We start from the raw sequence: 24,480 nt of genomic DNA on the forward strand, positions 1-24,480 counted from the left end.
GTTATTCTTTAGCGATCAAAAAAGAATAATTTTATTTTTAATCCTCACTTTATTATGAATCTGACACCTATTTCAGTGAAATTCGATATAGGAGACGGTCGTATGGTGACCATCGAAACCGGCAAGTTGGCCCGTCAGGCTGACGGTGCCGTTACGGTGCGTTTAGGGAATTCAATATTGCTGGCCACCGTGGTAGCAAATAAAGAACCCAAACCAGGCCAGTCTTTCTTCCCCCTTACAGTTGATTACCAGGAAAAGTTTGCATCCGCCGGCCGTATCCCTGGTTCTTTTTTCAAGCGTGAAGGCCGGTTGTCTGATTCCGAGGTACTTATTTCCCGTTTGATTGACCGCGCTCTGCGTCCCCTGTTCCCCGATAATTATTTATGTGAAGTACAGGTACTGGTGTCCCTGATTTCATCTGATCCCGAAGTAATGCCTGATGCACTGGCCTGTCTGGCTGCATCTGCTGCACTGGCTGTATCCGACGTTCCCATCCAGGAAATTATTTCCGAATGCCGCGTAGCGCGCATAGATGGTAAATTCGTGATCAACCCTAACCGTACTGAACTGGCTAAAGCCGACATGGACTTCATCATCGGTGCTACCGATAAGAACATCATGATGGTGGAAGGTGAAAGTAAAGAGTGCCAGGAAGAAGACCTGATCCTCGCTATTGAAGCAGCACACGCTGCGATCAAGGTGCAGGTTAAAGCACAGGAAGAACTGCGTGACCTGAAAGGTGTAACCGGCAAACGTGAATACGCACAACCTCATCAGAACGAAGAACTGAAAGCGAAAATTGAAGCTTTTGCAAAAGATAAAATTTACCAGGTAGCCAAGTCAGCTTCTGCCAAGCACGATCGCAGCGATGCGTTTGCTGCCATCGGCACTGAACTGAAAGAACACCTGGGTGAATTACCGGAAGAAGACCAGCCGCTGGTAAAAGAATATCTGCATGACCTGGAAAAGGAAGTGATCCGCAACATGATCCTGGATGAATCCGTTCGTCTGGATGGCCGTGCACTGGATCAGGTTCGTCCGCTGGCAATGGAAGCAGATATCCTGCCTTCTCCTCACGGTTCCGCCCTGTTTACCCGTGGTGAAACACAGTCGCTGACTACCGTTACACTGGGTACTCCGGAAGATGAACTGCTGATCGAAAGTGCAGCCGTTTCCAATTATTCCAAATTTATCCTGCACTACAATTTCCCTCCATTCTCTACAGGTGAAGTGAAAATGATGCGCGGTCCCGGCCGTCGTGAAGTAGGACATGGTAACCTGGCCATGCGCTCCCTGAAGCAAATGATGCCAGGCAGCGACTACGCTTACACAGTAAGGGTGGTTTCTGATATCCTCGAATCAAATGGTTCTTCGTCCATGGCTACCGTATGTGCCGGTTCACTGGCACTGATGGACGCTGGTGTGCCCCTGCCTAAACACGTTTCCGGTGTGGCAATGGGTCTTATCTCCCGCGCTTCCGATGGTAAATGGGCAGTATTAACCGACATCCTCGGTGATGAAGATCACCTGGGTGACATGGACTTTAAAGTAACCGGTACCCGCGATGGTATTGTGGGTATCCAGATGGATATCAAAGTAGATGGTTTAAGCATGGATGTAATGCGCTCTGCACTGGCTCAGGCCAGGAAAGGCCGCCTGCATATCGTGGAAGCCATGTACGAAGTAATGCCGGCTGCACGTCCTGAACCAAAACCACATGCACCACGCATGGAGAAGATCATCATCGACCGTGAATTTATCGGCGCTGTTATCGGACCCGGTGGTAAAATTATACAGGAGATCCAACGCGAAACCGGTACTACCATCAACATCGAAGAAGTTGGTGAAACCGGCGAAGTAAGTATCTTCTCCGCTCAGAAAGAAAGTCTCGATAAAGCAGTTGCATGGGTGAAAGGAATCATTGCAATACCTGAAGTAGGTGAAGTATATGAATCCGTTGTAAAATCCATCATGCCTTACGGTGCTTTCGTTGAGTTTATGCCTGGTAAACAAGGCTTGCTCCATATCTCTGAAGTTTCCTGGAAACGCCTGGAAACAATGGAAGGTGTGCTGACAGAAGGCGAAAAAGTAAAAGTAAAACTGACTGGTACCGATCCTAAAACCGGTAAGTTTAAGCTGAGCCGCAAAGTGCTCATGCCTAAACCGGAAGGTTATGTGGAAAGACCAGAACGTGACGAGCGTGGCGACAGAGGCGACTTCCGTGATCGTGGAGATCGTGGAGACCGCGGCGGTGATCGTGGCGACAGACGTGGTCCCCGTGACGACAGACGTGGCGGTGATGACAGACGCGGTGGCGGCGAGAGACGTGATTTCAACCGCGACGGTAACCGTGGTGGCGGTAATTACAACGCCGGTCCTGATAAACCTCAGGAGCCTACCTTTGATGCCGAATAGGCGCTGTTATAGCTAGCAGATAACTGGAATTAAATACAAAAGAAAGCAGTCACCCCGGTGGCTGCTTTCTTATTTTAATGATCAGGTAGTTTATCTCCTGGTCAGTTGCTCGACGCGGAAAGTGCTTTCCCTGAAAATTTCACGGCCGCTGTTCAGGCGAAACACCCGGTAATTATTACCATCCACCGGTTCGGCAATCATCTTGTAAGCAGGTTGTAGTGCTTTGGTACTCCTGTCTATCACCCGTACTTCCCCGCCGGCCAGCAGGTCCGGCATAATTTCTTCCACGTAGGGGAGCATAATACCGCCATCCTCTGCCCACAACATATTCATTTTACCGGTACTGTAGCTGAAGTCCTTGTTGGCAGTGTCCTCCAGGTAGCAATAAGCCTTGCGGAAATGGTTGCCCATATCTATGGCATTCAGGTGTGCAAACTGCACGCTGTTAAATACCTTGTTACTGTATTTGCTGTTGCGCAGGGTGGAATCCATACCCGTCATGTATTCTGTGAGATGTTTCCGGTCAAAGATCAATGTTACATTTTCAGTCTGGTAAATGATGGAATCGGTAATAGGTTCAGGTGGCCGTACTTTAATTACCTGGGCCATTCCCGACAGGGACAACGCCACGCCGGTGAGCAGGAGGAACAGTGCTTTCATAGGATATATGATATGATTTATTAATCAAATATAACAATTTTTAATATTGAGTGATAATTTTAGCCTCGGCTGCTATGTCAAAACGCTGAAAGCTAGCAGCTAATGGCTATATTTGCGGCCTATGTCTTACATTGCTATTACCATGCGGGCCGGTGCCGCACAAACAGACCTGCTGATTGCCCAATTATCTGAGCTGAAATATGAAGGGTTTGAGGAGCAGCCGGATACGCTGATTGCTTATATTCCTGCCACCGACTTTGACGAGGCCGCATTGCAGCAGCAATTGGAAGCCTACGGGGTAACCTATACAAAAGAAACGATTTTACCGGTGAACTGGAATGCCCTGTGGGAAAGCAATTTCCAACCGGTGCAGGTAGATAATTTTTGTGGTATCCGGGCGGAGTTTCACCCGCCATTTGATCCGCAGCCCGCATATGAAATTATTATTACGCCTAAGATGGCCTTTGGTACGGGGCATCATGCTACCACGGCCTCTATGATAAAGCTCATGGAGCCGCTGGATTTTAAGGGAAAAAAGGTATTTGATTTTGGTACCGGAACCGGTATCCTCGCTATCCTGGCGGAGATGATGGGGGCTGATACGGCGGATGCGATTGACTACGACGAATGGTCTGTGAATAATACGCTGGAGAACATTGCTGCCAACGGCATGAGCAAGGTAAAAGTATGGCAGGCGGACAACCTTGAGGCAATTACCGGAAAATATGATATATTGCTGGCAAATATCAACTATAACATTTTACTGAAATTTATGGGAGATATGGGGCATTTGTTAGTGCCGGGGGGCAAATTACTATTGAGCGGCATCTTACCTACGGATGAAGAAAACATTGCAGCGGCCGCGGTTTCAGAAGGATTTATCCCCGAGGAGAGGATCGAAAAAGACAACTGGCTGGCGCTCCAATTTTCTGTACCGGACTCAAAATAGATTAAAACTTACATATAAATAGCGTTGATAATCCAACTTTTGTGTTATAATCTTTTCTAATATTCTCTCTATTTTAACACAGAATTTGTTATCTTAGCATTCCTAACTTGTAGTGATGATAGAAATTTTATTGCTTTTTTGTGCTTATCTGATAGGATCTGTTCCTACAGCTGTTTGGGTGAGTAAAGGCGTTTTTGGTATGGATATCCGGGAGTATGGCAGCGGCAATGCCGGCGCCACCAATACATTCCGGGTGCTGGGGCCTAAAGCGGGTACTTTTGTAATGGTAGTAGACATGCTGAAAGGTGTGTTAGCAGTACGTTTAGCTTATCTGGCTCCTTATTATCTTGATCCTGAACATCTTACTCAGCTAGTGAACCTCCAGATCGGTCTGGGGCTCGCTGCAGTGGTAGGACATATATTCCCTATCTGGGCAAACTTCAAGGGCGGTAAAGGAATTGCTACCCTGTTCGGACTGGTGCTTGCCATTCAGCCGTTGGTAGCTTTATGCTGTGTGGGTGTATTTTTAATGATCCTTTTCTTAACGAGATACGTTTCTCTCAGTTCTATTATTGCCAGTATCGCTTTCCCGATCCTGATCCTCTATATCTTCAATGAACCAGAAATCTTTTATCGCATATTTGCTATTGCTGTAGCTTTAATGGTGGTGTTAACCCACCAGAAGAATATCACGCGGTTGTTGAAAGGTGTGGAAAGTAAAGTTCCGCTATTCAAGAACAGAAAAGAGAAGAACTAGTTATAGTTATATATTAAAGCAGGAAGCAAAAAGCGACAGCCATAAAAATGTGCATGCTTTTTGCTTTTTGCTTTTTGCGTTTTCGCATATTTAAATTGATGCTCCCATGAAAAAGTATGTTTTATTCTTTACTGCAAGCCTCGCATTGGCGGCCTGTTCGCGTGTACCCATCACCGGGCGTAGTCAGCTGAACCTCGTTCCTGAAAGCACCATGCAATCAATGGCTGTGCAACAATACCAATCATTTTTGTCTGAAAACAAAGTAGTGGCGCAAACTACCAGCAAAGACGCTGAGATGGTGAAAAGAGTGGGGCAGCGCATTGCGTCGGCTGTTACCAGGTACATGAACCAGAATAATATGGGGGGTGAAATATCCAGCTATAAATGGGAATTTAACCTGGTAGATAACAAAGAAGTAAATGCCTGGTGTATGCCCGGCGGTAAAGTAGTGGTGTATACAGGTTTGCTGCCCGTAACCCAGAATGAAACTGCCCTGGCCTGTGTAATGGGACATGAAATAGCACATGCCATTGCACGCCATGGTAACGAACGTATGAGCCAGGGACTGGTAATGCAGGGTATCCAGGTTGCCGGCGCTGTAGCGCTGAACAAGAACCCTACTGCGGTAAACCTCTTTAACCAGGCATTTGGCGTAGGCGGCAACTTAGGTACACTCGCCTTCTCCCGTGGTAATGAGCTGGAAGCCGATCACCTGGGAGTAATATTCATGGCGATGGCCGGTTACAATCCGCAGGAATCCATTCCTTTCTGGCAACGCATGGCCAGTATGAGTAAAGGTCAGAAACCACCTGAGCTCCTGAGCACACACCCCAGCGACGCTACCCGCGTACAAAAATTACAACAGCTGATGCCGGAAGCAATGAAGTATTATACACCGGCGAAAGCATAAGGTCTTTAAAAAGCAACGGGCTGGTAATGTATCATTACCAGCCCGTTTTCTTTATATCTTCCCTTATTCTGTTATAATCTCAATTACCTTCTTATTTTTCTGCACCTTCATCTTCTCCGGCACATGTGCCAGGATCTCTTTCTTAAAGGCTTCTATCAGCGCCTGTTTAATAAAGTGACGGTGTGTTACCAGGCTGATTTCCCTGACCGGTTCCGGCGCCTTGAAATAGCGTACCATGTTCAGCTGCCGGGAGGAGAGGTCCTGTAACGACAGCTCCGGCAAAATTGTATAACCTTCATTGAGGTCTACCATTCTTTTCAGCGTTTCCACACTGCCGGTATTGTATTCCAGGTTCTTATTATCGCCCATGGTAAATTTATCTTTGCAGATATTCAACACCTGGTTACGCATGCAATGCCCTTCATTGAGCAGCCACACATCTTTGATATCCAGCTCGTCTGTTTTCACGATTTTTTTCTCGTATAAAGGATTGCTTTTAGCGGTGTACACCACAAAGGACTCATAAAATAAAGGATGTTCTTCCAGGTGCGGGTTATGCAGGGGAGTGGCCAGCAAACCACAATCCAGCAGCTCCTGTTTCAGTTGCTGCATAATTTGCTCGGTAGGATATTCCCATATTTCCAGGCGCACCTTCGGATATTTTTTCATGAACCCGGTGAGGATACGGGGAAGCAGGTAAGGCGCGAGTGTAGGAATGATGCCTACTTTCAGATTGCCTTGTACTTCCTTTTTCTGGTCTGCTATAATTTCACGGATGCGTGCATTTTCCTTAATGATGATCCTGGCCTGGGCAACCACGGATATACCTATTTCAGTAGGGACTACCGGTAATTTGCTGCGATCAAACAGTTTAATGCCTAACTCATCTTCCAGCTTCTGAATCTGCATGCTCAGCGTTGGCTGGGTTACAAAGCACTTCTCTGCTGCCAGTACAAAACTTCTGTAGGTATCTACCGCAACAATGTACTCCAATTGAACTGTCGTCATTTCCTCTAAGATTGTGCAGCAAAGGTATAAATAAAATCTATAGGAAGACGTTAAAACCTATAAAAGCAACAGGTGGTAGTGAAATCCTTCACTACCACCTGTTGCTTTTATAGTAATATGTTTAACTAGAATATCCTGTAACGGTACTTGATTTTTTCTGTATTGCTATACAGTTCCCTGATATTGATAGACGCCTGGATTTCTCCTACTGCTTCTGTTTTCAGGTTCCTGAATTCCGCCTGTTTGGCATCGATGATGCTTTTATCTGCCAATCCATTATCCTGGGCTATTTTCAGCGAGTTGTTTACTTTGGTATAGTAAGAATCCAGCAGCGTGAAATATTCGTTGTAAAGATTTTCGAATCGCTTGGTTTGCAAAACCAGGTCTTCCAGCTGGTTGTTTACTTCTTTCAGGGAAGAGTTTTCGCGCAGCAGGGATTCATAATCGATCCGTTTGCCTTTGGTATATTTCTCTTCCAGTTTAGCGAAGTAATCAACTACCTTTTCTTTCTTAAAATCAAAAAAGTATTCATTCATCGTTTGGCTCAAACCCTGATTCCCTTTCTGCGGAGCAGGAAATTTAAGGGAAGTGGCGGTAAACGAAAGATGATCAAACAGGTTATCCTGTAAAAGGCTTAGCTGGTCTTTATTGAAGTTCAGGCCATATTCAAATTTCTGGTTGGCATCATTCAATGCGGTGTAATACACTACATATTTGTTCAGCTCTTTTTCGAAATCCTGTAATGACTTCTGGTTAATCTGTTTGTTATTCACACTCACACTGTGCAGAAAGTTCATTACTGAGTTGGCAATCGCCAGCGGAGGAGTGAGGGAGGTAAAGCTCTGGAAAATAGGACTGTTGATGATGGATTTGGTAGACTCTACAATTTTAGAATTCTTCTCTCCTTTATCTCCTTTATTTTTCAGGATGATCTTTTCCACCAGCTCTACAATGCGGTCGCTCAAAGAAAAGCCCAGCGCTTTACTTTCCGGGTTATTCAGGGAGGTGATGAAAACATCGAGGTTATTGGTCGTAGTACGCGACTTCAGATCGATAATTTTTTTATTCAGCAGATAATACGTTTCACTGGCGTTGATGATATTATTTTTTATCAGCTCGTACTTCGTGATATTATCTATTTCCTTTCCCTGTAATAGGGCCTGTATAGCGGTAGAGTTTTGTTTGTCATTGTCGGTGATCCGTTGTACATCTTCCAGCAGTTTGCGGATAGTGGTATCCTGGGTTTTGATGACAGGAGACGTGGTGCTTTTCAGTTCCGGGTCCTGTGCGTAAGCTGTCTGGAAAGTAAAAAGTAAAACAAGAGGGGCTGGTAGCACTTTAATCCATCTGGTCGTCAGGAATTTTTGAGCCAGGTGTACTAACGGTAATGACTCATCGGGCTTGCTGGTCAAGCGTTTATCGTGCCTCATTTCCGTTGGTAGGTGTTTTAACATATTGTTTTTGCTTTTTGTTAACAAAAATTTAAGAAAATATGATGCCAAAAACATCATCAGGCAAAGATAAATAATTAATAACAGTTAAAATTAAATCATGATAGGTGGTGTCCGGAATGCATTTTCCGGATATATTTTGAATTATCAGCAGGTGAGTTACCTTTGCTGCCAAATTTGATCCACTTTCATGCTTAATAACAAAAAGATAGTGGTTGTATTACCGGCCTACAACGCAGCACTTACGCTGGAAAAAACATTCCGGGAAATCCCTTTTGACATAGTTGATGATGTAGTGCTGGTAGATGATGCCAGCAGAGACGATACCCTTGAAGTCGGCAAGCGGCTGGGGATTCAGCACCTGATACGCCACGACAACAACAAGGGTTATGGCGGTAATCAGAAGTCATGCTACAACAAAGCACTGGACCTGGGAGCTGATATTGTGGTGATGCTGCATCCCGATTATCAGTATACGCCAAAGCTCATTACTGCGATGTGCAGTATTATTGCCAATGAGGTGTACCCGGTGGTTTTCGGGTCCAGGATTCTGGGAAAAGGCGCCCTGAAAGGGGGCATGCCGATGTACAAATACATATTTAATCGTTTCTTAACATTGACACAAAACATCCTGATTGGTCAGAAGCTGAGTGAATATCACACCGGCTACCGGACTTTTTCATCGGAAGTATTGCGTAACATCAACTACATGGCTGATAACGACGATTTTGTATTTGATAATGAAATGGTTTCGCAGATATTTATGAAAGGATACGATATTGCAGAAATTACCTGTCCTACCAAATACTTCGACGAGGCCTCCAGTATCAATTTCAAACGCAGCGCCATTTACGGGTTGGGTGTTTTGAGAGTATCGCTGCAGCATCGTTTGCATATGTGGGGCATCGTAAAAGGAAAGATCTATTAAAAAATAATTTAGCAGTGGGTTTAGCGCAACAGTATAATTTAGCCGGAAAATACCTGAAGTATTATTTTACTTCAGGCAATCGTCACGACGTACATTCTCCCTTTGTATTTTCACTGATTGAGGATGTGTTGCTGGATAAAAAGCAGCAGCCGGCTTTCCGGGAAATAGAACAGTTGCGCAAACAGTTGCTGCAAAGTAATGAAACGCTCCAGGTAACCGACCTGGGCGCCGGGTCGCTGATATCGGCCGGTAATGAACGCCGTGTAAGGGATATTACCCGCTACGCGGCAAAACAGCCTAAATTCGGGCAATTCTTCTACCGGTTGATACAATACCTCCAGCCAGCCCGCATCCTTGAACTGGGCACTTCTATGGGGCTTTCTACAGCGTATATGGCAAAGGCCGCACCGCATGCCCGCATTTATACCATTGAGGGATGCCCGAATATAGCAGCCAGGGCCGCCAAAAATTTCGAAGCGCTTCATATCAAAAACATCACGCAGGTAACCGGAAATTTTGATACCGTGTTACCGGATGTGTTAAAACAAATGCAGTTGCCTGATTGGGTGTATATCGATGGCAACCACCGCAAGGAACCCACGCTGGCTTATTTTGAGCAGTGCCTGCAGTTTGCGGATGAATACTCTGTTTTTATCTTCGACGATATCCACTGGACGCCTGATATGGAAGCCGCCTGGCATACGATACAGGAACATCCGCAGGTAACCATGACCATCGACCTCTTTTTTATCGGGCTGGTATTTTTCCGGAAAGATTTTAAAGTCAAGCAGCATTTCACCCTGAAATACTGACTTTGCCGTAGTATATTGGGAATAAAAATACCCCGTTATGCGTTACCTTAAATTATTCTTCCTGGCCTGCGCGCTCACCGGTAGCCTGGTAGCCGCTGCACAGGATAGTCTTTCCCAGTACAGCAGGGAATCGTTTATCCGTAAGGGTGATACCCTCCGCTACCGCCTGCTGCTGCCAGCCAACTATAACCGTCATAAGAAATATCCGCTGATCGTTTTCCTGCATGGGGCCGGTGAGAGGGGCAGTGATAATAACGCGCAGCTGCTGCATGGCGGCGCCATGTTCCTGCGTGATACCATCCGCGCCAATTACCCGGCATTCGTTGTTTTCCCGCAATGCCCTGCCAATCAAACCTGGGCGCCCATGAAATTTGTGCGCGACAGCACCGGTAAGGTAATCCAGGCAGATTTTCCGCTGGATGGCGATCCTACACCGCCCACCGCTTTACTCAACCAGTTGGTGGATAGTTTGCTCGCCGGCGGAAAAGTGGATACCAAACGGGTGTACATCGGAGGTTTATCGCTGGGTGGAATGGGCACCTTCTATGAAATCACCAAACGTCCCGATATCTTTGCAGCTGCATTCCCTATCTGTGGCGCCGGCAACGTAGCGGCGGCAGACAGGTTTGCAAAAAAAGTACCGGTGTGGATCTTTCATGGCGGCGATGATAAAGTAGTGCCGGTAGAAGCCTCCAGGGCGTACGATGCCAAACTGAAAGCGCTTGGTGCAGAAGAAAAGTATACGGAATACCCCGGCGTGGGGCACAATAGCTGGGATAATATGTTCGTGGAACCAGGTGTAATGCCGTGGTTGTTTCAGCACCGTAAAAAATAAAAATATACAGCGGATCGCCTCGTAAAGCGATCCGCTGTGTTTAAAAAAAAATTAATTGCCTCCCAGCGCACGATACAACGATACCATTCCCTGGTACACATTCCGGCGCGTAGTAACCAGCGCCAGCTCCGCTTCCAGTACACTCTTCTGTGCAGTAATCACTTCCAGGTAATTGGCATACCCGGTTGTAAAAAGAATGTTAGCTGTAGACACGGCCTCCTGCAATACCAGTACTTCCTTGCTTTTCAGTGCATAGGCTTCCTGCTGGTTTTCCACTTTATTTAAGGCGGAAGCTACTTCCTGGTAGCCATTTACAATCGCCTGCTGGTATTCGTAGAATGCCGTCCAGGCATTGGCGGTACTGATATTGTATTGTGCCTGTATCTGTTTTTTATTGAAGATGGGGGCGGTTAAATTGCCCACAGCGCCCCATGCGATAGACGAGGGCGACTGGAACAACAGTCCTGCTTTGAAAGCATTAAAGCCCGCATACGGTGTGATGGTAAGTCCGGGTAAGAAGGCCGCACGCGCAGCTTTTACATCTGCTTTTGTAGCAGCCAGTTCCAGTTCTGCACGCTGTATATCCGGGCGTTGCAATAACAGGCTGGCGGGTATCCCTTTTTTAATCGCCTCAGGCAATGCCTGCGCATCTTTTACCGTGCTGCGTACAATTGGCTGTGGCAGCCTTCCCAGCAGTGCGTTGAGCTGGTTTTCCAGGGAGGCGATTTCCTGTTTTACGCCATATTCCAGCGCCTGTGTGCTCAGCAACTGGGCGGTGAATTGTTGTACTGCCAGCTCGGTGGCACGTCCACCGGCTTTCTGAATATGCACGGTGGCTACTGCCGTTTCCTGCAATTTAATATTGCGTTGTATAATAGCCAGCTCGTTGTCCATCGCAGTGAGCTCGTAATACAGCCCGGTAACGCCTGCCACTATTTGCGTGGTGAGCAGGCGACGTCCCTGTTCACTGCTGAGAAAGCGTGCATAAGTGGCCTGGCGCTGACTTTTCAGTTTTCCCCAGAGATCTATCTCCCAGCTGCTTCTCAGGCCGGCAAAATATTCAGGCGTCGGGCTGGGAATGCGTTGGTCTTTGCTGATATTGGGCGACAGGTTGGTATCGAAATTACCAACGCCATTGAGCGTGTAATCCGCATACTTATCCACACCGGCCGACAAGGCCAGGTTCAGCGATGGCAGCCAGGCATTTTTAGCCATCATCAGGTTGGCCTGCGCCGTAGCTACACGCTGTGCGGCGGAGAGCAGGTCGTAGTTGTTACGCAATGCGGTATCAATAAGGCTTCGCAAGTTCGGATCATTGAACACCTGCGCAAAATTGTGCAGTGAAATGGTATCGCTGCTATTGCCTGATACAACGGGAACGCTTATACGTTCCGGCAGTGCCAGTTCTTTTTGTGTGCTGCAGGCCACTGTTGCAGTGGCCATCGCAGCATATAGCGCGTATTGATATATTCGTTTATTCATTGGTGTAATCTTTTAATTCAACGGTTTTTTTCCTGATCATGGATGCAAACAGCACATATAATCCGGGTATGATCAGTACACCGAAAATGGTTCCGATGAGCATGCCGCCGGCGGCGGCGGTACCAATGGAACGGTTACCCATAGCGCCTGCGCCGGAGGCAATACACAAGGGTATTAACCCGGCAATGAAAGCGAAAGACGTCATGAGAATAGGGCGCAGCCTGGATACGGCGCCTTCTTTAGCAGCGGCCAGGATGGTAGCCCCGTGTTTGTTTTTCAGGATCGCAAATTCCACGATGAGAATCGCGTTTTTACCAAGTAAACCTATCAGCATTACCAATGCTACCTGTGCGTAGATATTGTTTTCCAGGCCCAGTAACTTCAGGGAAAGGAATGCGCCGAAAATACCGGCCGGTAATGACAGCAATACCGGCAGCGGCAGCAGGAAACTTTCGTATTGGGCGGCGAGCAACAGGTATACAAACACCAGCACGATGATGAAAATGTAGAAGGCCTGGTTACCGGAAAGGATCTGCTCTCTCGTCATACCACTCCATTCGTAGCTATACCCCCTGGGCAGCTCTTTGGCGGCTACTTCCTGTACGGCGGCAATGGCCTGGCTGCTGCTGAATCCTGGTTTGGCGTCGCCATTGATCATGGCGGCGGTGTACATGTTATAGCGTGTCAGTTGTTCCGGTCCGTATACACGTTCCAGTTTTACGAAGTCGGAATAGGACACCATTTCGCCGCGGTCGTTTTTTACATAGAGGCGCAGCAGGTCTTCGGGTTTGGTGCGGTAGGAAGGATCTGCCTGCACCATTACCTTATACATTTGCCCGAAGCGGATGAAGTTGGACGCATAGAAGCTGCCCATCAGTGTTTGAAGGTTGCTCATGGCATTTTCAATACTCACGCCTTTTTTCGCCGCCATCGCCTGGTCTACGTGGATCAGGTACTGGGGGAATTCCGCATCAAAACTGGTGAAGGCGCTGCCTATTTCCGGGCGTTTTTTCAGTGCGTCGATGAACTGGTTGGTGACCTGCGCCGTTTGCCGGAGATCGCCGGTGCCGCTGCGATCGAGCAGCCGCAGTTCAAACCCGCTGGAGTTACCGAATCCGGGAACGGTAGGCGGCGGGAAAAATTCTATGCTGGCATCTGCAATACCGGCTGTTTTCTTTTGTAATATTTCAATGATATCCTGCACAGATGCTTTGCGGTCGTCCCAGGGTTTCAGGTTCACCATGCCCATACCATAAGAGGCGCCGGCTACTTCGTTTACCAGGCTGTATCCCGCAAGGGTAGATACAGATTCCACTTCTCCCAGTTCAGCGGCAATGGCCTGCACCTGGTCCAGTATGGCTTCGGTACGTTCCACTGTTGCGCCCGGGGGAGTGGTCACGTTTACATAGATCATGCCCTGATCTTCCGTAGGAATAAACCCGGAAGGCAGGATGGCGCTAACACCCCAGGTAGCGGCGAAGAAAAATACCAGGCAGGCCAGCGTGATCAATCTCCTGCCGGCGATGAAGCTGACAAGCTTCGCATATTTATTTTCGGTAGCATTATAGCCTTTGTTGAAACCGTTAAAGAAGCGCTGCAGCAGGCTCTTTTTGCGGGGTTTGCCATGTGTATCTCTGAGCATGATGGCACAGAGTGCAGGCGTTAACGTTACTGCGTTGATACCTGAAATCACAATAGAAATGGCCAGTGTGAGGGAGAACTGCCGGTAGAATACGCCCACCGGGCCGGACAAAAATGCTACCGGTATAAACACAGCGGACATAACGAGGGTAATCGCCACCAGCGCTCCGCTGATCTCTTTCATAGCGGCCAGCGTGGCTTCCATCGGAGGCAGGTGTTTCTCGCTCATTTTCACGTGAACGGCTTCCACCACCACAATGGCATTGTCTACCACGATACCGATAGCCAGCACCAATGCAAACAGCGTGAGCAGGTTAATGGAGAAGCCCATCATCTGCATAAACGCCAGCGTACCAATCAGCGCTACCGGTACTGCAAGCGCCGGGATGAGGGTGGAGCGGAAGTCCTGCAGGAAAATAAATACCACGATAAATACCAGCAGGAATGCTTCAAACAAAGTTCTCACCACCTCATGGATAGAGGCGTCGAGGAAGCGGGATACATCGTAGTTGAAGTTGAAGGTCATGCCCGGAGGAAACGAGGAATTCTTCATTTCTTCCATTTTTGCCTTCACATTGTTAATTACTTCACGTGCATTGGAACCGGGGCGCTGTTTGAGCATGATGGAAGCAGAAGGCTTGCCATCCGTTTTGGAAACCATGCTGTAGGTAAGCGAACCAAATTCCACATCGGCCACATCTTTGAGATGCAGCACGGAGCCATCCTGGCCTGCCCGCAGCACAATTTGCTGATATTGTTCCGGCTCAAAAAATTTACCGGTATAGCGCAATACATATTGCAGCATCATCGCATTTTTATCGGAGCTTTCGCCGGTTTTACCGGGCGCTGCTTCAATATTCTGTTTGCGGATTGCCTGGATCACTTCATCAGCAGATACGTTGTAAGCCAGCATGCGATCAGGTTTCAGCCATACGCGCATGGCGTATTCCTTGGCGCCCATGATTTCCGCACGGCCCACACCATCGATACGTTTTAATTCCTGTAGTACGTTGATGTCGGCAAAGTTGTAGATAAACTGTTCGTCCAGGGTAGTGTCCTCACTCATTACGTTGAGGTATAACAGCATGCTGTTCACTTCTTTTTCCGTGGTGACGCCGGCCTTGATTACTTCTTCCGGTAGTTCATCAATAATAGTGGCCACGCGGTTTTGCACGTTAACAGCGGCCTGGTCGGGGTCGGTACCTACCTGGAAGAATACCTGTATCACGGTGATCCCGTCGTTACTGGATACAGACGACATATACGTCATACCCGGTACCCCGTTGATGGCCCTTTCCAGCGGTGTAGACACTGCCTTTGCGGATACTTCAGCGTTGGCGCCGGTATATTTAGCCGTTACCGTTACCGAAGGCGGCACAATATCGGGGAACTGGGTGACCGGCAAGGTGAATAGCGCAAGCAGGCCTACCAGTGTGATAATAAGCGATATGACCAGTGATAGCACTGGTCTTTTTATAAAAGTTTCAAACATTGTTCCGTGATTTCAGCTCAAAAGCTGTGTGATTATAAACTGAGTAAACTATCCATGGCAACGCCGCGTGGTGAAATCCGGATACCATCGCGGATGTTGCGTACACCTTCGCACACAATACGTTCTCCGGGCTGAAGTCCGGACTGAACAATATAAAAATGTGCAAAACGGGCCTGCGGAATGAAGTTTCTCATTTTCACTTTGTTGCTGCCATCTACCACGAACACATAGTTTTTGTCCTGCATTTCGAATACTGCTTTTTGCGGGATGATCACTGCGCTGTCTATTTCAGTGGTAAGACGAACTTTACCGCTGGCGCCGTGTTTCAGCAGCTTGGAAGGATTGGGGAACCGGGCACGGAAGGCAATGGAGCCGGTGTTTTCTTCAAATTCACCTTCTATGGTTTCTATTTTACCGGGATGATGATAATCGGTGCCATCAGCCAGTACCAGCGCTACCTGGCGGTAACTGTTGTCGCCTTTGGCCAGCGCTTTATTATACTGAAGATATTCTGTTTCCGATACGTTGAAGTAAGCATAAATTTCGCGTGTATCCGATACCGTAGTAAGCAGTGTGCCTTCACTGATGAGGCTTCCTTTCTTTAAAGGGATACGGTCGATAATACCATCAAAAGGGGCGCGGATGCTGGTGTAAGACAGCCGCATTTCCGCATTGGCGGCGGCAGAGCGGGCTTCTTCTATTTTTGCCTGGGCTGCGGCGAGCTTGGCACTGGCTACTTCCAGTTCGGAAGGCGCTACTACTTTTTTATCTACCAGTAGTTTTACGCGGTCCAGTTCCAGTGCGGCTGCCTTGCTTTCTGCTACCACGCTGCTGAGAACGGCTTTTGCCTTAGCCAGTTCAGCCCGGTATTCCGCATCGTTGATCCCGAAAAGTAGTTGTCCTTTTTTTACTTCCTGTCCTTCGTCAATAAATATTTTATCAAGAAAGCCGTTGACACGGGCGCGTATTTCCACATTTTGTACTGCCTGGATATCTGTTACATAGGAACGGTGCAGTACTGTATCTTTTGTTACCAGTGTGGTAACTGGTAAAACTTTCAGATCCTCTTTGTTGGTGCTTTCTCCTTTGGTGGCGCAACCAGCCATGAAAAGAGCGATCAGCGATGTTAAAATCCCTGTATATTGACGCATAGCAATAAGATATTGATCCCGGCATAACCGGAATAGGTGAATACAACACATCAGGAGGCTGTCCGCTATGGTAGCAGAAAAGGCAGGCATCTCCCAAATAAAAATTAAAAATGATTACAATGAAAAGTGTGTTGATATTCAAAAGGGCGTGAACCGGAAGAGAAAGGAATAGTAGGCGGGCCGGAAGGATTTCTGGCTGCCATACTCGCCGGTTTTATTTTCAGGAATAAGACTGTATGCAGTATTGTCTGCATCAAGATATACAATGCGGGTAGCAGTACTTACCTGCGGTGCTGCAGCTGAAAGGTACCACCGCGTTTTACGGCGATGCTTGGTGATGTGCCATATTTCACCACTATCATCATCTGCTTCGAGGTGTACCGGGATTTTATTAACAAGACTTAATAGCCTGTCCTGCTCTACCTGTTGTTTGTGAAGATCAGGTAACAGGAAATAATGACGATGTGCCGCAAACGAGGGCACGACGGCTGTTGCCAGCTGTAAGCACAGCAGGAAGCAGACGAGGGTCCAACGTGTTAATATGTGCGTACGATCATTCATTAAACCGCAAAATTAATAGTTTTTAGTTTATTTGAAGATTAGTTTATTGTAAAGGGATTATTTTTTGATAGATGGTAAAGCTGTTTTAAAAATAAAGGGCCGTCTCGTTTTATAGAGACAGCCCTTTCCACTCTGCACAGGATTGAATTGTTAACTATTTTATTGCCTGCATGGCAGATTTAGCAGCAGCAATGGTTTCATCCAGGTCTTCGGTAGTGAGTGCATTACTCATAAACCAGCTTTCGAAAGCGGAAGGCGGCAAATAAATACCACGCTCCAGCATGGCATGGAAGAAACGTTTGAATAATTCGTTGTTGGCGGCAGAGGCGGCGGTGAAATCCACAATTGGATACTCCGTGAAATGCGCACTCAGCATTGATCCCATCTGGTTGATGCTATGCACAATGCCGGCAGCGCCAAATGCTTCTTTTAATCCATTCACCAGGTAGCTGGCTTTATCTTCCAGTTGCTGGTATATAACAGGGTTATCATTCAGCGTTTGCAATAGTGTATAACCGGCAATCATTGCAATCGGATTACCGCTTAATGTGCCTGCCTGGTATACTTTTCCGGCGGGGGCAAGATGTTCCATGATTTCTTTCGGACCGGCCACTGCACCTACCGGCATACCGGCGCCAATGATTTTACCAAAAGTTACGAGGTCGGCCCTGATGCCCAGTAATTCCTGTGCGCCGCCACGGGCCAAACGGAATCCTGTCATTACTTCATCAAAGATGAGCAGGATGTTGTTGGCATCGCAAAGCTGGCGGAGCCCTTCCAGGAAGCCCGGTTGTGGAAGGATACAGCCCATGTTGCCGGCTACCGGTTCAATGATAACAGCGGCAATCTGGTTGATGTTATCGGCAATCAATTGTTCTACTGCAGGTAAATTATTATACGGGGCAGTAAGCGTGTCTTCTGCTACTGCAGTAGTAACGCCCGGCACAGATTGAATGCCCAGGGTAGCTACGCCACTGCCGGCGCTTACCAGGAACGCATCTGCGTGACCGTGGTAGCAACCTTCAAACTTGATAAACTTATTACGGCCGGTATAACCCCTTGCCAGCCTGATGGCTGTCATGCAGGCTTCCGTACCGGAGTTTACCATGCGTATCATATCGATATTAGGCACCATGCCTGTAATCAGTTCTGCGATCTTTGTTTCCAGTTCTGTAGGCGCGCCGAAAGATGTGGAGTAGGTGGCGTATTCCTGTATCGCCTTTACTACCGGCTCATATGCGTGGCCGAGGATCATCGGGCCCCAGGAATTGATGTAGTCGATATAACGGTTGCCATCTACATCGTACATATAGGCGCCCTTGGCGCGTTCCATAAATACGGGCGTGCCGCCTACACTTTTAAATGCACGTACGGGAGAGTTAACACCGCCGGGAATTACCTGCTTTGCTTTCCCGAATAACATTTCACTTTTACTGTACATCTGTTTCGTGGTTTATTATTTTACGCAAGATAGGGAATTATGCATTCAGCAGTTTTACCGCATCCTTTGCAAAGTAGGTAGCGATCAGATCCGCGCCTGCGCGTTTCATACTGGTCATAGATTCCATGATGGCCTTGTTTTCATCCAGCCAGCCTCTTTCTGCAGCTGCTTTGATCATGGCGTATTCGCCGCTTACATGATAAGCGCTAACTGGTACGGTTACACGATCTTTAATAATGCGCATAATATCGAGGTAAGCCATAGCAGGTTTTACCATTACGATGTCGGCGCCTTCTTCAATATCCATCAGTGTTTCCCGGATGGCTTCGCGGGAATTGGCGTAATCCATCTGGTAGGTTTTCTTATCGCCGAAGCCCGGAGCAGAGTCGAGTGCATCACGGAAAGGACCGTAGAAGCAGGAAGCGTATTTAGCGCTGTAAGCCATAATGCCCGTTTTATCGAAGCCATTTTCTTCGAGGATATTGCGGATGGCCAAGATGCGGCCGTCCATCATATCGCTGGGCGCTACAAAGTCGGCGCCTGCCTGTGCATGGCTCAGGCTCATGCGTGCCAGTACTTCTACAGTAGGATCATTTACAATTTCTGTTCCTTCCACAATACCATCGTGGCCGTAGGAAGAATAAGGATCCAGGGCAACGTCTGTCATCACCACCATTTCGGGGATGGCGTTTTTAATGCCGCGGATAGCGCGCTGCATCAACCCGTTGGGGTTTACTGCTTCGGTGCCTTTATTATCTTTTACGCTGTCGGGTGCTTTTACAAACAGCAATACACTTTTAATACCCAGGCTCCAGAGTTCCCTGGCTTCTTTAATAGTAAGGTCCAGGGAGTACCTGAAATAACCCGGCATAGAGCTGATCGCGTCCTTCACATTTTCTCCTTCGGTAACAAATAACGGCGCTATAAAATCGCTGGGTGTTAAAATTGTTTCCGCCACCATTGCACGAATAGCGGGAGATACTCTTAAAATTCTGTTTCTTCTGATCATCTTTATAAAAATTTTATTGTTTTTATATCGTCGTCTGCCTGCTTGTTATTTTACCCATTCCCTGGGCTTCAGGTATTCTTCCAGCTGCGCTTCCGGGCTGCCGGGTGCAGGATGAAAGTCGTACTCCCAGCGGGCTACCGGTGGTAAGCTCATCAGGATGGATTCTGTACGGCCGTTTGTTTTCAACCCAAACAAAGTTCCCCTGTCGTGAACAAGATTAAATTCTACATAACGTCCGCGCCTATACGCCTGCCAGTTTTTATGTGCATCGGTATAAGGCAGATTTTTTGTTTTCTCTACCAGCGGAAGATATGCTTCGAGGAAGGCATGTCCATTTGCTTTTGAGAAGTTAAGGAGTTCTTCTGCGGTTCTTTCCGCGTTGGGGCGGAGGTAATCATAAAAGATACCGCCTATTCCACGCGCTTCGTTGTTACGGTGCTTATTGATAAAATATTCGTCGCAGTGTTTTTTATATGCCGGATACAATTCCTTTCCAAAAGGATCACAGGCATCTTTAAAGGTACGGTGGAAATGAATACCGTCTTCTTCCTTGAGGTAATAGGGCGTAAGATCCGCACCACCACCAAACCAGCTGTCTTTCAGTGTTCCATCCTGGTCATACAATTCAAAATAGCGGAAGTTCGCATGCACGGTGGGTACAAAAGGGTTCACCGGGTGCAGCACCAGCGAAATACCACATGCCATAAACTGGCTGTTGGTAACGCCGAATTGCTGTGCCATTGCTTCCGGCAGTTCGCCATGCACGACCGAAGTATTTACGCCGCCTTTTTCAAATACATTCCCGTTGGCAATCACCCGTGTTTTACCACCGCCGCCGCCGGGACGCTCCCAGCGGTCTTCCAGGAAAGTAGCTTTGCCGTCTGTTTTTTCCAGCGCAGCACAGATTTCATCCTGCAGGCCATGTATGAATGATATGAAGTTATTTTTGATGCTCATGGTTAATTATCCGTGTGCTTTAACTGTTTCCACAAATGCTTTGGCGTGATCAACCGGAACATTTGGTAAGATACCATGTCCCAGGTTGGCAATGTAACGCTGTCTGCCAAAGCCTTTCAGCATTTCCTTTACGGCCTTTTCTATTTCAGGGATGGGCGCCAGCAATTTAGCCGGGTCAAAATTTCCCTGCAGGGTGATGTTGCTGCCGGCAAACTGGCGGGCCAGTTCCGGTTTAATACACCAGTCGATGCCCAGTCCGTGCGCGCCGGTAGCGGCCATGTCTTCCAGGGCAAACCAGGCGCCTTTTGCAAATACGATAGTCGGACAAACATCCTTCATCGCGGCTACTATCTGGCGGATATATTGTAAAGAGAATACTTCGAAGTCCTGCGGGCTGAGTAATCCCCCCCAGGAGTCAAATACCTGAACGGTATCAGCGCCTGCGGCTACCTGTGCTTTCAGGTAAGCGATGGTGGTATCGGTGATCATCTGCAACAGCTGGTGTGCTACGGCTGGTTGCTGATAACAGAATGCTTTTGCTTCATCAAACGTTTTGGATCCTTTGCCTTGCACCATGTAGCAGAGTAAGGTCCAGGGAGCGCCACCAAAGCCGATCAGCGGTACCCTGCCATCCAGTGTTTTTTTGGTGAGCTTCAGGGCATCAAATACATAGTGCAATCTTTCCTGTACATCGGGAACGCATAAACGCTGCAGGTCCTGCGCGGTTTTAATGGGAGCGGGGAGAAGTGGTCCTACTTTTTCCACCAGCTGTACTTCCATACCCATTGCCTGGGGAACTACCAGGATATCGGAGAAGATAATAGCAGCATCAACGCCTACCTGGTCTACCGGCATCACCGTTATTTCTGTTGCCAGCTCCGGGTTTTCGCAGCGTTCAAAGAACGTATATTTATCACGCAGTTTGATATAATCCGGTAAATAGCGACCAGCCTGACGCATCATCCATACCGGTGTGCGGGAAACAGTTTCGCCTTTAAGGGCCTTCAGCAATAAGTCGTTCTTCAATGCGCTCATTCGTAGCAGTTAATGTTGTTAAAATAAAATATAGCAGTTTGCACCATGCTTTCTTCGCTGATATCGGTGCTGATAATAATTTTGTTATCGGTGTGTTCCCGCAGTTCGGTGGCAGTTGTCCTGCCGATAGCGAAGCAAACGGTTTTACTGTTTAGGCGGTTGGCCGACAGGTAACTTTTTACCGCACTGGGACTGAAAAATAATATGCCGTCGTAATGGTCCGCTATTACAGCCGGTGCAGGAATATTCTCGTAGATCACATATTCATGGACGGTAATACCTGCCTGCTTTAATGCGTCCGGTAGTTCGTTTCTTCTCTGGGTGCCGCAATAGAAATTTACCTCACTGATATTTCCTAATGCGATGATGGCTGCCGCCAGCTCGCTACCATAAGGAGAGGACGCCAGTATTTCAGCGCCTGGGAAAATTTCAAGGGCCTTTTCCAGCGTTTTACCGGAGATACAGCCAATACGGGCATTGTCAGTAAGAAAAGTAGTTCCGAGACCATTGCGCAGGCCATTCACGCCAAAGTAATGTTGTTTCAGCACTTTCAGTGCGTTGGCACTTGTAAAAACCGATACATTGGGCGCCTGAAAAATATCAGATATACTGGTATCGTTCCAACCGGGTTTATTGCCTTTTAATGAAGGAAGTGTTACCGGCTTTATCTGTATAAAATCCTGTACATCTATGTGAATACCACTTTCACCAGCAACAACCACAGAGCTGTCTGTTAAATGCCTGGTGCTTAATATGCGGTATTTATCATTTTGCATTTCTGATCTGTGCTACAATTTCAGCGCCGCCCTGGGCCATAATATCTTCCGCAGCTTCCTGTCCGAGGTGTTTGGCTTGTTCCAGTGGCACTTCGCGTGAAACAGAGAAGAACCGGGCGCCATCGAGGCTACACAGTTCGCCGTTGAAATGTATGTGATTGTTTTGTATATATGCGTAAGCGCTGATAGGGGTGGTGCATCCGCCCATCAGCGTGCGTAAAAATTCGCGTTCAATATGTGTAGTGAGTGCGGTTTCTGCGTGGTTAAAAGCTGCGCAGGCATCCAGGCAAAACTGATCATCTTCCCTGCAAACTGTCACCACTGCACCTTGTGCAGGCGCCGGTAACATCCAGTCGAGATCAATGGAATTGGCAGGACGGACGTTGATCCTTTCCAGTCCGGCTACCGCGAAAATGGCGCCGTCCCAGTTTTCCTCCGCCAGTTTCTTCAGGCGGGTATTTACATTACCCCGCAGGTTATGCAGCTGGTGTTGTGGATATTTCCGCAGCCACTGGGCTTTACGGCGCACACTGCTGGTAGCGATGTTCGCTATATAACCGGGTTGTGAAAGGAAATTTGTATCGTTTTTATATACCAGCAAATCTTTTACCGGCCCGCGTTGCAGGATAGCGGCATGTACAATTTGCTTCGGCAGTTGTGTGGGAACGTCTTTGAAGGAGTGAACGGCAATGTCTATACGGTTATTGAGCAATGCCAGATCGAGGCTTTTAGTGAAGATGCCCTGTACGCCTATTTCATACAGGGGTGTTACCAGGTCTATATCTCCTTCGCTTTTGATAGGTACCAGTTCTGTACGGTAACCTTGTGCGGTGAGCAGATCATTTACCTGGTTTGCCTGCCACAAGGCCAGCTGACTTTCTCTTGTGCCTATCCTGATAACTTTATCCATTTGTTTATTCCTGGTTAACTCCGGTCTCAAAAATATCGTTGATCATGGCGATGTACTGGTCGCTTTTGTCTGTTTCCTTGCGTACTTTACCAGCCATGAGATTAATCATTTTTTGTATGATACGGGAAGATACGAGTTCGATATCCTCCATGTTGTAGTGTCCTCCGTTTTTCTGTTGCTGTATTTCGCGGGTATGAATTTCCTGCAGCTTATCTTTCACGGCTTTCAAAACTACCGCGTGTTTGCGCATTTTATACCAGTAAAGGAATTCCTCCATATGCTCATCGATGATGGAGATCGCCTTTGGTACTTCTACCAGCCTGTTTTGCAGGGTTTCGTCCTGTACTTTGGAGAGTTCATCCACATTCACCAGGGTGATATGCGGGAGTTCACCTACTGCAGCTTCTACGTTGAAAGGAATGGATAAGTCGACGATGAGTTTGGGAGAAGTGTTGCCAAGGTGTTTGGCCAATACCGTCGGATGCGGGGCATTGGAAGCAACAAGGATCACATCTGCCTGCTGCATTTCGCTGACCATATCTTCGATAGGAGCGTATTTCAGCCCGTGCTGACCGGCGAATTCGGCGGCCACCTGCAGGGTGCGGTTAATAAGGGTTACTTCTTTTACGCCGAGGTATTCAATCATGTTCTTGCAGGTATTGCGGCCAATTTTGCCTACACCCAGCAATACAATCTTTTTATCTTTTATATCAGGACAAATGCGTTCCAGCATTCTCACGGTGGCAAAAGCCACTGATACCGTGCCTTTGCTGAGTCCTGTTTCAGTTTTGATGAGTTTGGAAACCTGTAAAACGCTGTTAACAAGCCTTTCCAGGAAGCTGCCGAGGCTATGATGCGCTTTGGCAAATTTAGTGGCGTTACGTATCTGACCTATGATTTCGTAGTCGCCGAGGATCTGGGAGTCGAGGCCGGTACCTACCTGGTACAAATGCCTGATAGCTTCTTCTCCCGATTTGGTATAAGCTAATTCTTCCAACTGGCTTCTGTCGCCGTTTGATTCCCTGCAAAGCAAATCCAACAACTGCCCGGGGTTCGCTGCAAATCCGTATACTTCCGTTCTGTTGCATGTAGAGAGCACAAAAAGATCGTCTAATTGCACTACCCTGGCATGCTCCAGGAGTTGTTGATACTGAGCCGGATTGATGGCGTATAATCCCCTGATAGCAGCGTCTGTTTTCTTATAGTTGATGCCAACGATATGAAAATTTGCTATTTCTTTTGAATGACTGACCTGCATGATTTTGTATAAGCTTCCGGTTGCAAAAGTACTTTCATACGT

General features: G+C 47.5%; 21 protein-coding genes. 7 read left to right on the forward strand and 14 right to left on the reverse strand.

Translation table 11 applies throughout. The features are described 5' to 3' along the window. The first annotated feature begins 54 nt into the window (after positions 1–54). A complete protein-coding gene (locus AB6805_RS26190; RefSeq protein ID WP_370912412.1) occupies positions 55–2,415 on the forward strand; it encodes a polyribonucleotide nucleotidyltransferase in 2,361 nt (786 codons plus the stop codon). A gap of 90 nt (positions 2,416–2,505) precedes the next feature. Here AB6805_RS26190 and AB6805_RS26195 read toward each other — a convergent pair whose 3' ends face one another. After that, complete coding sequence (locus AB6805_RS26195) at positions 2,506–3,075, reverse strand: hypothetical protein (protein ID WP_370912413.1); 570 nt, start codon at positions 3,073–3,075, stop codon at positions 2,506–2,508. Between the two features lie 121 nt (positions 3,076–3,196). Between AB6805_RS26195 and prmA the strand changes: the two genes are divergently transcribed. The 3 genes from prmA (at position 3,197) to AB6805_RS26210 (ending at position 5,691) form a co-directional block, all read left to right on the forward strand. Next, positions 3,197–4,024, forward strand: a complete 828-nt coding sequence (gene prmA, locus AB6805_RS26200; RefSeq protein WP_370912414.1) for a 50S ribosomal protein L11 methyltransferase — start codon at positions 3,197–3,199, stop codon at positions 4,022–4,024. Positions 4,025–4,139: 115 nt separating this feature from the next. Beyond that, positions 4,140–4,781 (forward strand): glycerol-3-phosphate 1-O-acyltransferase PlsY, encoded by a 642-nt coding sequence (gene plsY, locus AB6805_RS26205; protein ID WP_370912415.1) that lies wholly within the window; start codon positions 4,140–4,142, stop codon positions 4,779–4,781. A gap of 106 nt (positions 4,782–4,887) precedes the next feature. Beyond that, positions 4,888–5,691: a M48 family metallopeptidase gene (locus AB6805_RS26210; protein ID WP_370912416.1), complete on the forward strand. Its 804-nt coding sequence runs from the start codon at positions 4,888–4,890 to the stop codon at positions 5,689–5,691. Positions 5,692–5,754: 63 nt separating this feature from the next. Here the strand turns inward: AB6805_RS26210 and AB6805_RS26215 are convergent, their stop codons facing one another. Further along, positions 5,755–6,699: a LysR substrate-binding domain-containing protein gene (locus AB6805_RS26215; protein ID WP_370912417.1), complete on the reverse strand. Its 945-nt coding sequence runs from the start codon at positions 6,697–6,699 to the stop codon at positions 5,755–5,757. A 125-nt stretch (positions 6,700–6,824) separates the two neighbouring features. Continuing rightward, a complete protein-coding gene (locus tag AB6805_RS26220; protein ID WP_370912418.1) occupies positions 6,825–8,153 on the reverse strand; it encodes a hypothetical protein in 1,329 nt (442 codons plus the stop codon). A gap of 187 nt (positions 8,154–8,340) precedes the next feature. Here AB6805_RS26220 and AB6805_RS26225 point away from each other — a divergent pair, with 187 nt between their 5' ends. From AB6805_RS26225 to AB6805_RS26235, 3 genes are read left to right on the forward strand one after another with little or no spacing between them, the layout of a single operon-like run. Then, the gene (locus AB6805_RS26225; protein ID WP_370912419.1) at positions 8,341–9,078 is read left to right on the forward strand and encodes a glycosyltransferase family 2 protein; all 738 of its coding nucleotides are present in this window, start codon (positions 8,341–8,343) and stop codon (positions 9,076–9,078) included. Positions 9,079–9,092: 14 nt separating this feature from the next. After that, on the forward strand, positions 9,093–9,890 hold the full coding sequence (locus AB6805_RS26230) for an O-methyltransferase (RefSeq protein ID WP_370912420.1): 798 nt from the start codon (positions 9,093–9,095) through the stop codon (positions 9,888–9,890). A 37-nt stretch (positions 9,891–9,927) separates the two neighbouring features. Then, on the forward strand, positions 9,928–10,725 hold the full coding sequence (locus AB6805_RS26235) for an alpha/beta hydrolase-fold protein (protein ID WP_370912421.1): 798 nt from the start codon (positions 9,928–9,930) through the stop codon (positions 10,723–10,725). Between the two features lie 51 nt (positions 10,726–10,776). Here the strand turns inward: AB6805_RS26235 and AB6805_RS26240 are convergent, their stop codons facing one another. The 11 genes from AB6805_RS26240 to hemA form a co-directional block, all read right to left on the reverse strand. Then, entirely contained in the window at positions 10,777–12,207 is a 1,431-nt protein-coding gene (locus AB6805_RS26240; RefSeq protein WP_370912422.1) for a TolC family protein, read from the reverse strand. Further along, positions 12,200–15,340, reverse strand: a complete 3,141-nt coding sequence (locus AB6805_RS26245; RefSeq protein WP_370912423.1) for an efflux RND transporter permease subunit — start codon at positions 15,338–15,340, stop codon at positions 12,200–12,202. Before AB6805_RS26245 ends, AB6805_RS26240 begins: the two co-directional genes overlap by 8 nt. A gap of 32 nt (positions 15,341–15,372) precedes the next feature. Then, positions 15,373–16,491, reverse strand: coding sequence for an efflux RND transporter periplasmic adaptor subunit (locus AB6805_RS26250; RefSeq protein WP_370912424.1), 1,119 nt, complete (start codon positions 16,489–16,491; stop codon positions 15,373–15,375). A gap of 138 nt (positions 16,492–16,629) precedes the next feature. Beyond that, entirely contained in the window at positions 16,630–17,052 is a 423-nt protein-coding gene (locus AB6805_RS26255) for a hypothetical protein (RefSeq protein ID WP_370912425.1), read from the reverse strand. Positions 17,053–17,206: 154 nt separating this feature from the next. Continuing rightward, entirely contained in the window at positions 17,207–18,493 is a 1,287-nt protein-coding gene (gene hemL, locus AB6805_RS26260) for a glutamate-1-semialdehyde 2,1-aminomutase (protein ID WP_370912426.1), read from the reverse strand. Between the two features lie 37 nt (positions 18,494–18,530). Further along, complete coding sequence (gene hemB / locus AB6805_RS26265) at positions 18,531–19,502, reverse strand: porphobilinogen synthase (protein ID WP_370912427.1); 972 nt, start codon at positions 19,500–19,502, stop codon at positions 18,531–18,533. Between the two features lie 45 nt (positions 19,503–19,547). Further along, on the reverse strand, positions 19,548–20,459 hold the full coding sequence (gene hemF, locus AB6805_RS26270) for an oxygen-dependent coproporphyrinogen oxidase (protein WP_370912428.1): 912 nt from the start codon (positions 20,457–20,459) through the stop codon (positions 19,548–19,550). Positions 20,460–20,465: 6 nt separating this feature from the next. Beyond that, complete coding sequence (gene hemE, locus AB6805_RS26275) at positions 20,466–21,494, reverse strand: uroporphyrinogen decarboxylase (protein WP_079470414.1); 1,029 nt, start codon at positions 21,492–21,494, stop codon at positions 20,466–20,468. Then, entirely contained in the window at positions 21,491–22,270 is a 780-nt protein-coding gene (locus tag AB6805_RS26280) for a uroporphyrinogen-III synthase (protein WP_370912429.1), read from the reverse strand. Before AB6805_RS26280 ends, hemE begins: the two co-directional genes overlap by 4 nt. Further along, positions 22,260–23,180, reverse strand: coding sequence for a hydroxymethylbilane synthase (gene hemC / locus AB6805_RS26285; protein WP_370912430.1), 921 nt, complete (start codon positions 23,178–23,180; stop codon positions 22,260–22,262). The genes AB6805_RS26280 and hemC overlap by 11 nt, the downstream gene beginning before the upstream one ends. Positions 23,181–23,184: 4 nt before the next feature. Next, on the reverse strand, positions 23,185–24,438 hold the full coding sequence (gene hemA / locus AB6805_RS26290) for a glutamyl-tRNA reductase (protein WP_370912431.1): 1,254 nt from the start codon (positions 24,436–24,438) through the stop codon (positions 23,185–23,187). Positions 24,439–24,480 lie beyond the last annotated feature (42 nt).

The sequence above is a fragment of the Chitinophaga sp. RCC_12 genome (genome assembly GCF_041360695.1).
In the GTDB taxonomy this organism is placed as follows: domain Bacteria; phylum Bacteroidota; class Bacteroidia; order Chitinophagales; family Chitinophagaceae; genus Chitinophaga.

Bases quoted from the DNA above. Each gene is read 5' to 3' on its own strand.
- AB6805_RS26190 (WP_370912412.1), top strand. From the start codon at position 55: ATGAATCTGACACCTATTTCAGTGAAATTCGATATAGGAGACGGTCGT.
- AB6805_RS26195 (WP_370912413.1), bottom strand. From the start codon at position 3,075: ATGAAAGCACTGTTCCTCCTGCTCACCGGCGTGGCGTTGTCCCTGTCG.
- prmA (WP_370912414.1), top strand. From the start codon at position 3,197: ATGTCTTACATTGCTATTACCATGCGGGCCGGTGCCGCACAAACAGAC.
- plsY (WP_370912415.1), top strand. From the start codon at position 4,140: ATGATAGAAATTTTATTGCTTTTTTGTGCTTATCTGATAGGATCTGTT.
- AB6805_RS26210 (WP_370912416.1), top strand. From the start codon at position 4,888: ATGAAAAAGTATGTTTTATTCTTTACTGCAAGCCTCGCATTGGCGGCC.
- AB6805_RS26215 (WP_370912417.1), bottom strand. From the start codon at position 6,699: ATGACGACAGTTCAATTGGAGTACATTGTTGCGGTAGATACCTACAGA.
- AB6805_RS26220 (WP_370912418.1), bottom strand. From the start codon at position 8,153: ATGTTAAAACACCTACCAACGGAAATGAGGCACGATAAACGCTTGACC.
- AB6805_RS26225 (WP_370912419.1), top strand. From the start codon at position 8,341: ATGCTTAATAACAAAAAGATAGTGGTTGTATTACCGGCCTACAACGCA.
- AB6805_RS26235 (WP_370912421.1), top strand. From the start codon at position 9,928: ATGCGTTACCTTAAATTATTCTTCCTGGCCTGCGCGCTCACCGGTAGC.
- AB6805_RS26240 (WP_370912422.1), bottom strand. From the start codon at position 12,207: ATGAATAAACGAATATATCAATACGCGCTATATGCTGCGATGGCCACT.
- AB6805_RS26245 (WP_370912423.1), bottom strand. From the start codon at position 15,340: ATGTTTGAAACTTTTATAAAAAGACCAGTGCTATCACTGGTCATATCG.
- AB6805_RS26250 (WP_370912424.1), bottom strand. From the start codon at position 16,491: ATGCGTCAATATACAGGGATTTTAACATCGCTGATCGCTCTTTTCATG.
- AB6805_RS26255 (WP_370912425.1), bottom strand. From the start codon at position 17,052: ATGAATGATCGTACGCACATATTAACACGTTGGACCCTCGTCTGCTTC.
- hemL (WP_370912426.1), bottom strand. From the start codon at position 18,493: ATGTACAGTAAAAGTGAAATGTTATTCGGGAAAGCAAAGCAGGTAATT.
- hemB (WP_370912427.1), bottom strand. From the start codon at position 19,502: ATGATCAGAAGAAACAGAATTTTAAGAGTATCTCCCGCTATTCGTGCA.
- hemF (WP_370912428.1), bottom strand. From the start codon at position 20,459: ATGAGCATCAAAAATAACTTCATATCATTCATACATGGCCTGCAGGAT.
- hemE (WP_079470414.1), bottom strand. From the start codon at position 21,494: ATGAGCGCATTGAAGAACGACTTATTGCTGAAGGCCCTTAAAGGCGAA.
- AB6805_RS26280 (WP_370912429.1), bottom strand. From the start codon at position 22,270: ATGCAAAATGATAAATACCGCATATTAAGCACCAGGCATTTAACAGAC.
- hemC (WP_370912430.1), bottom strand. From the start codon at position 23,180: ATGGATAAAGTTATCAGGATAGGCACAAGAGAAAGTCAGCTGGCCTTG.
- hemA (WP_370912431.1), bottom strand. From the start codon at position 24,438: ATGCAGGTCAGTCATTCAAAAGAAATAGCAAATTTTCATATCGTTGGC.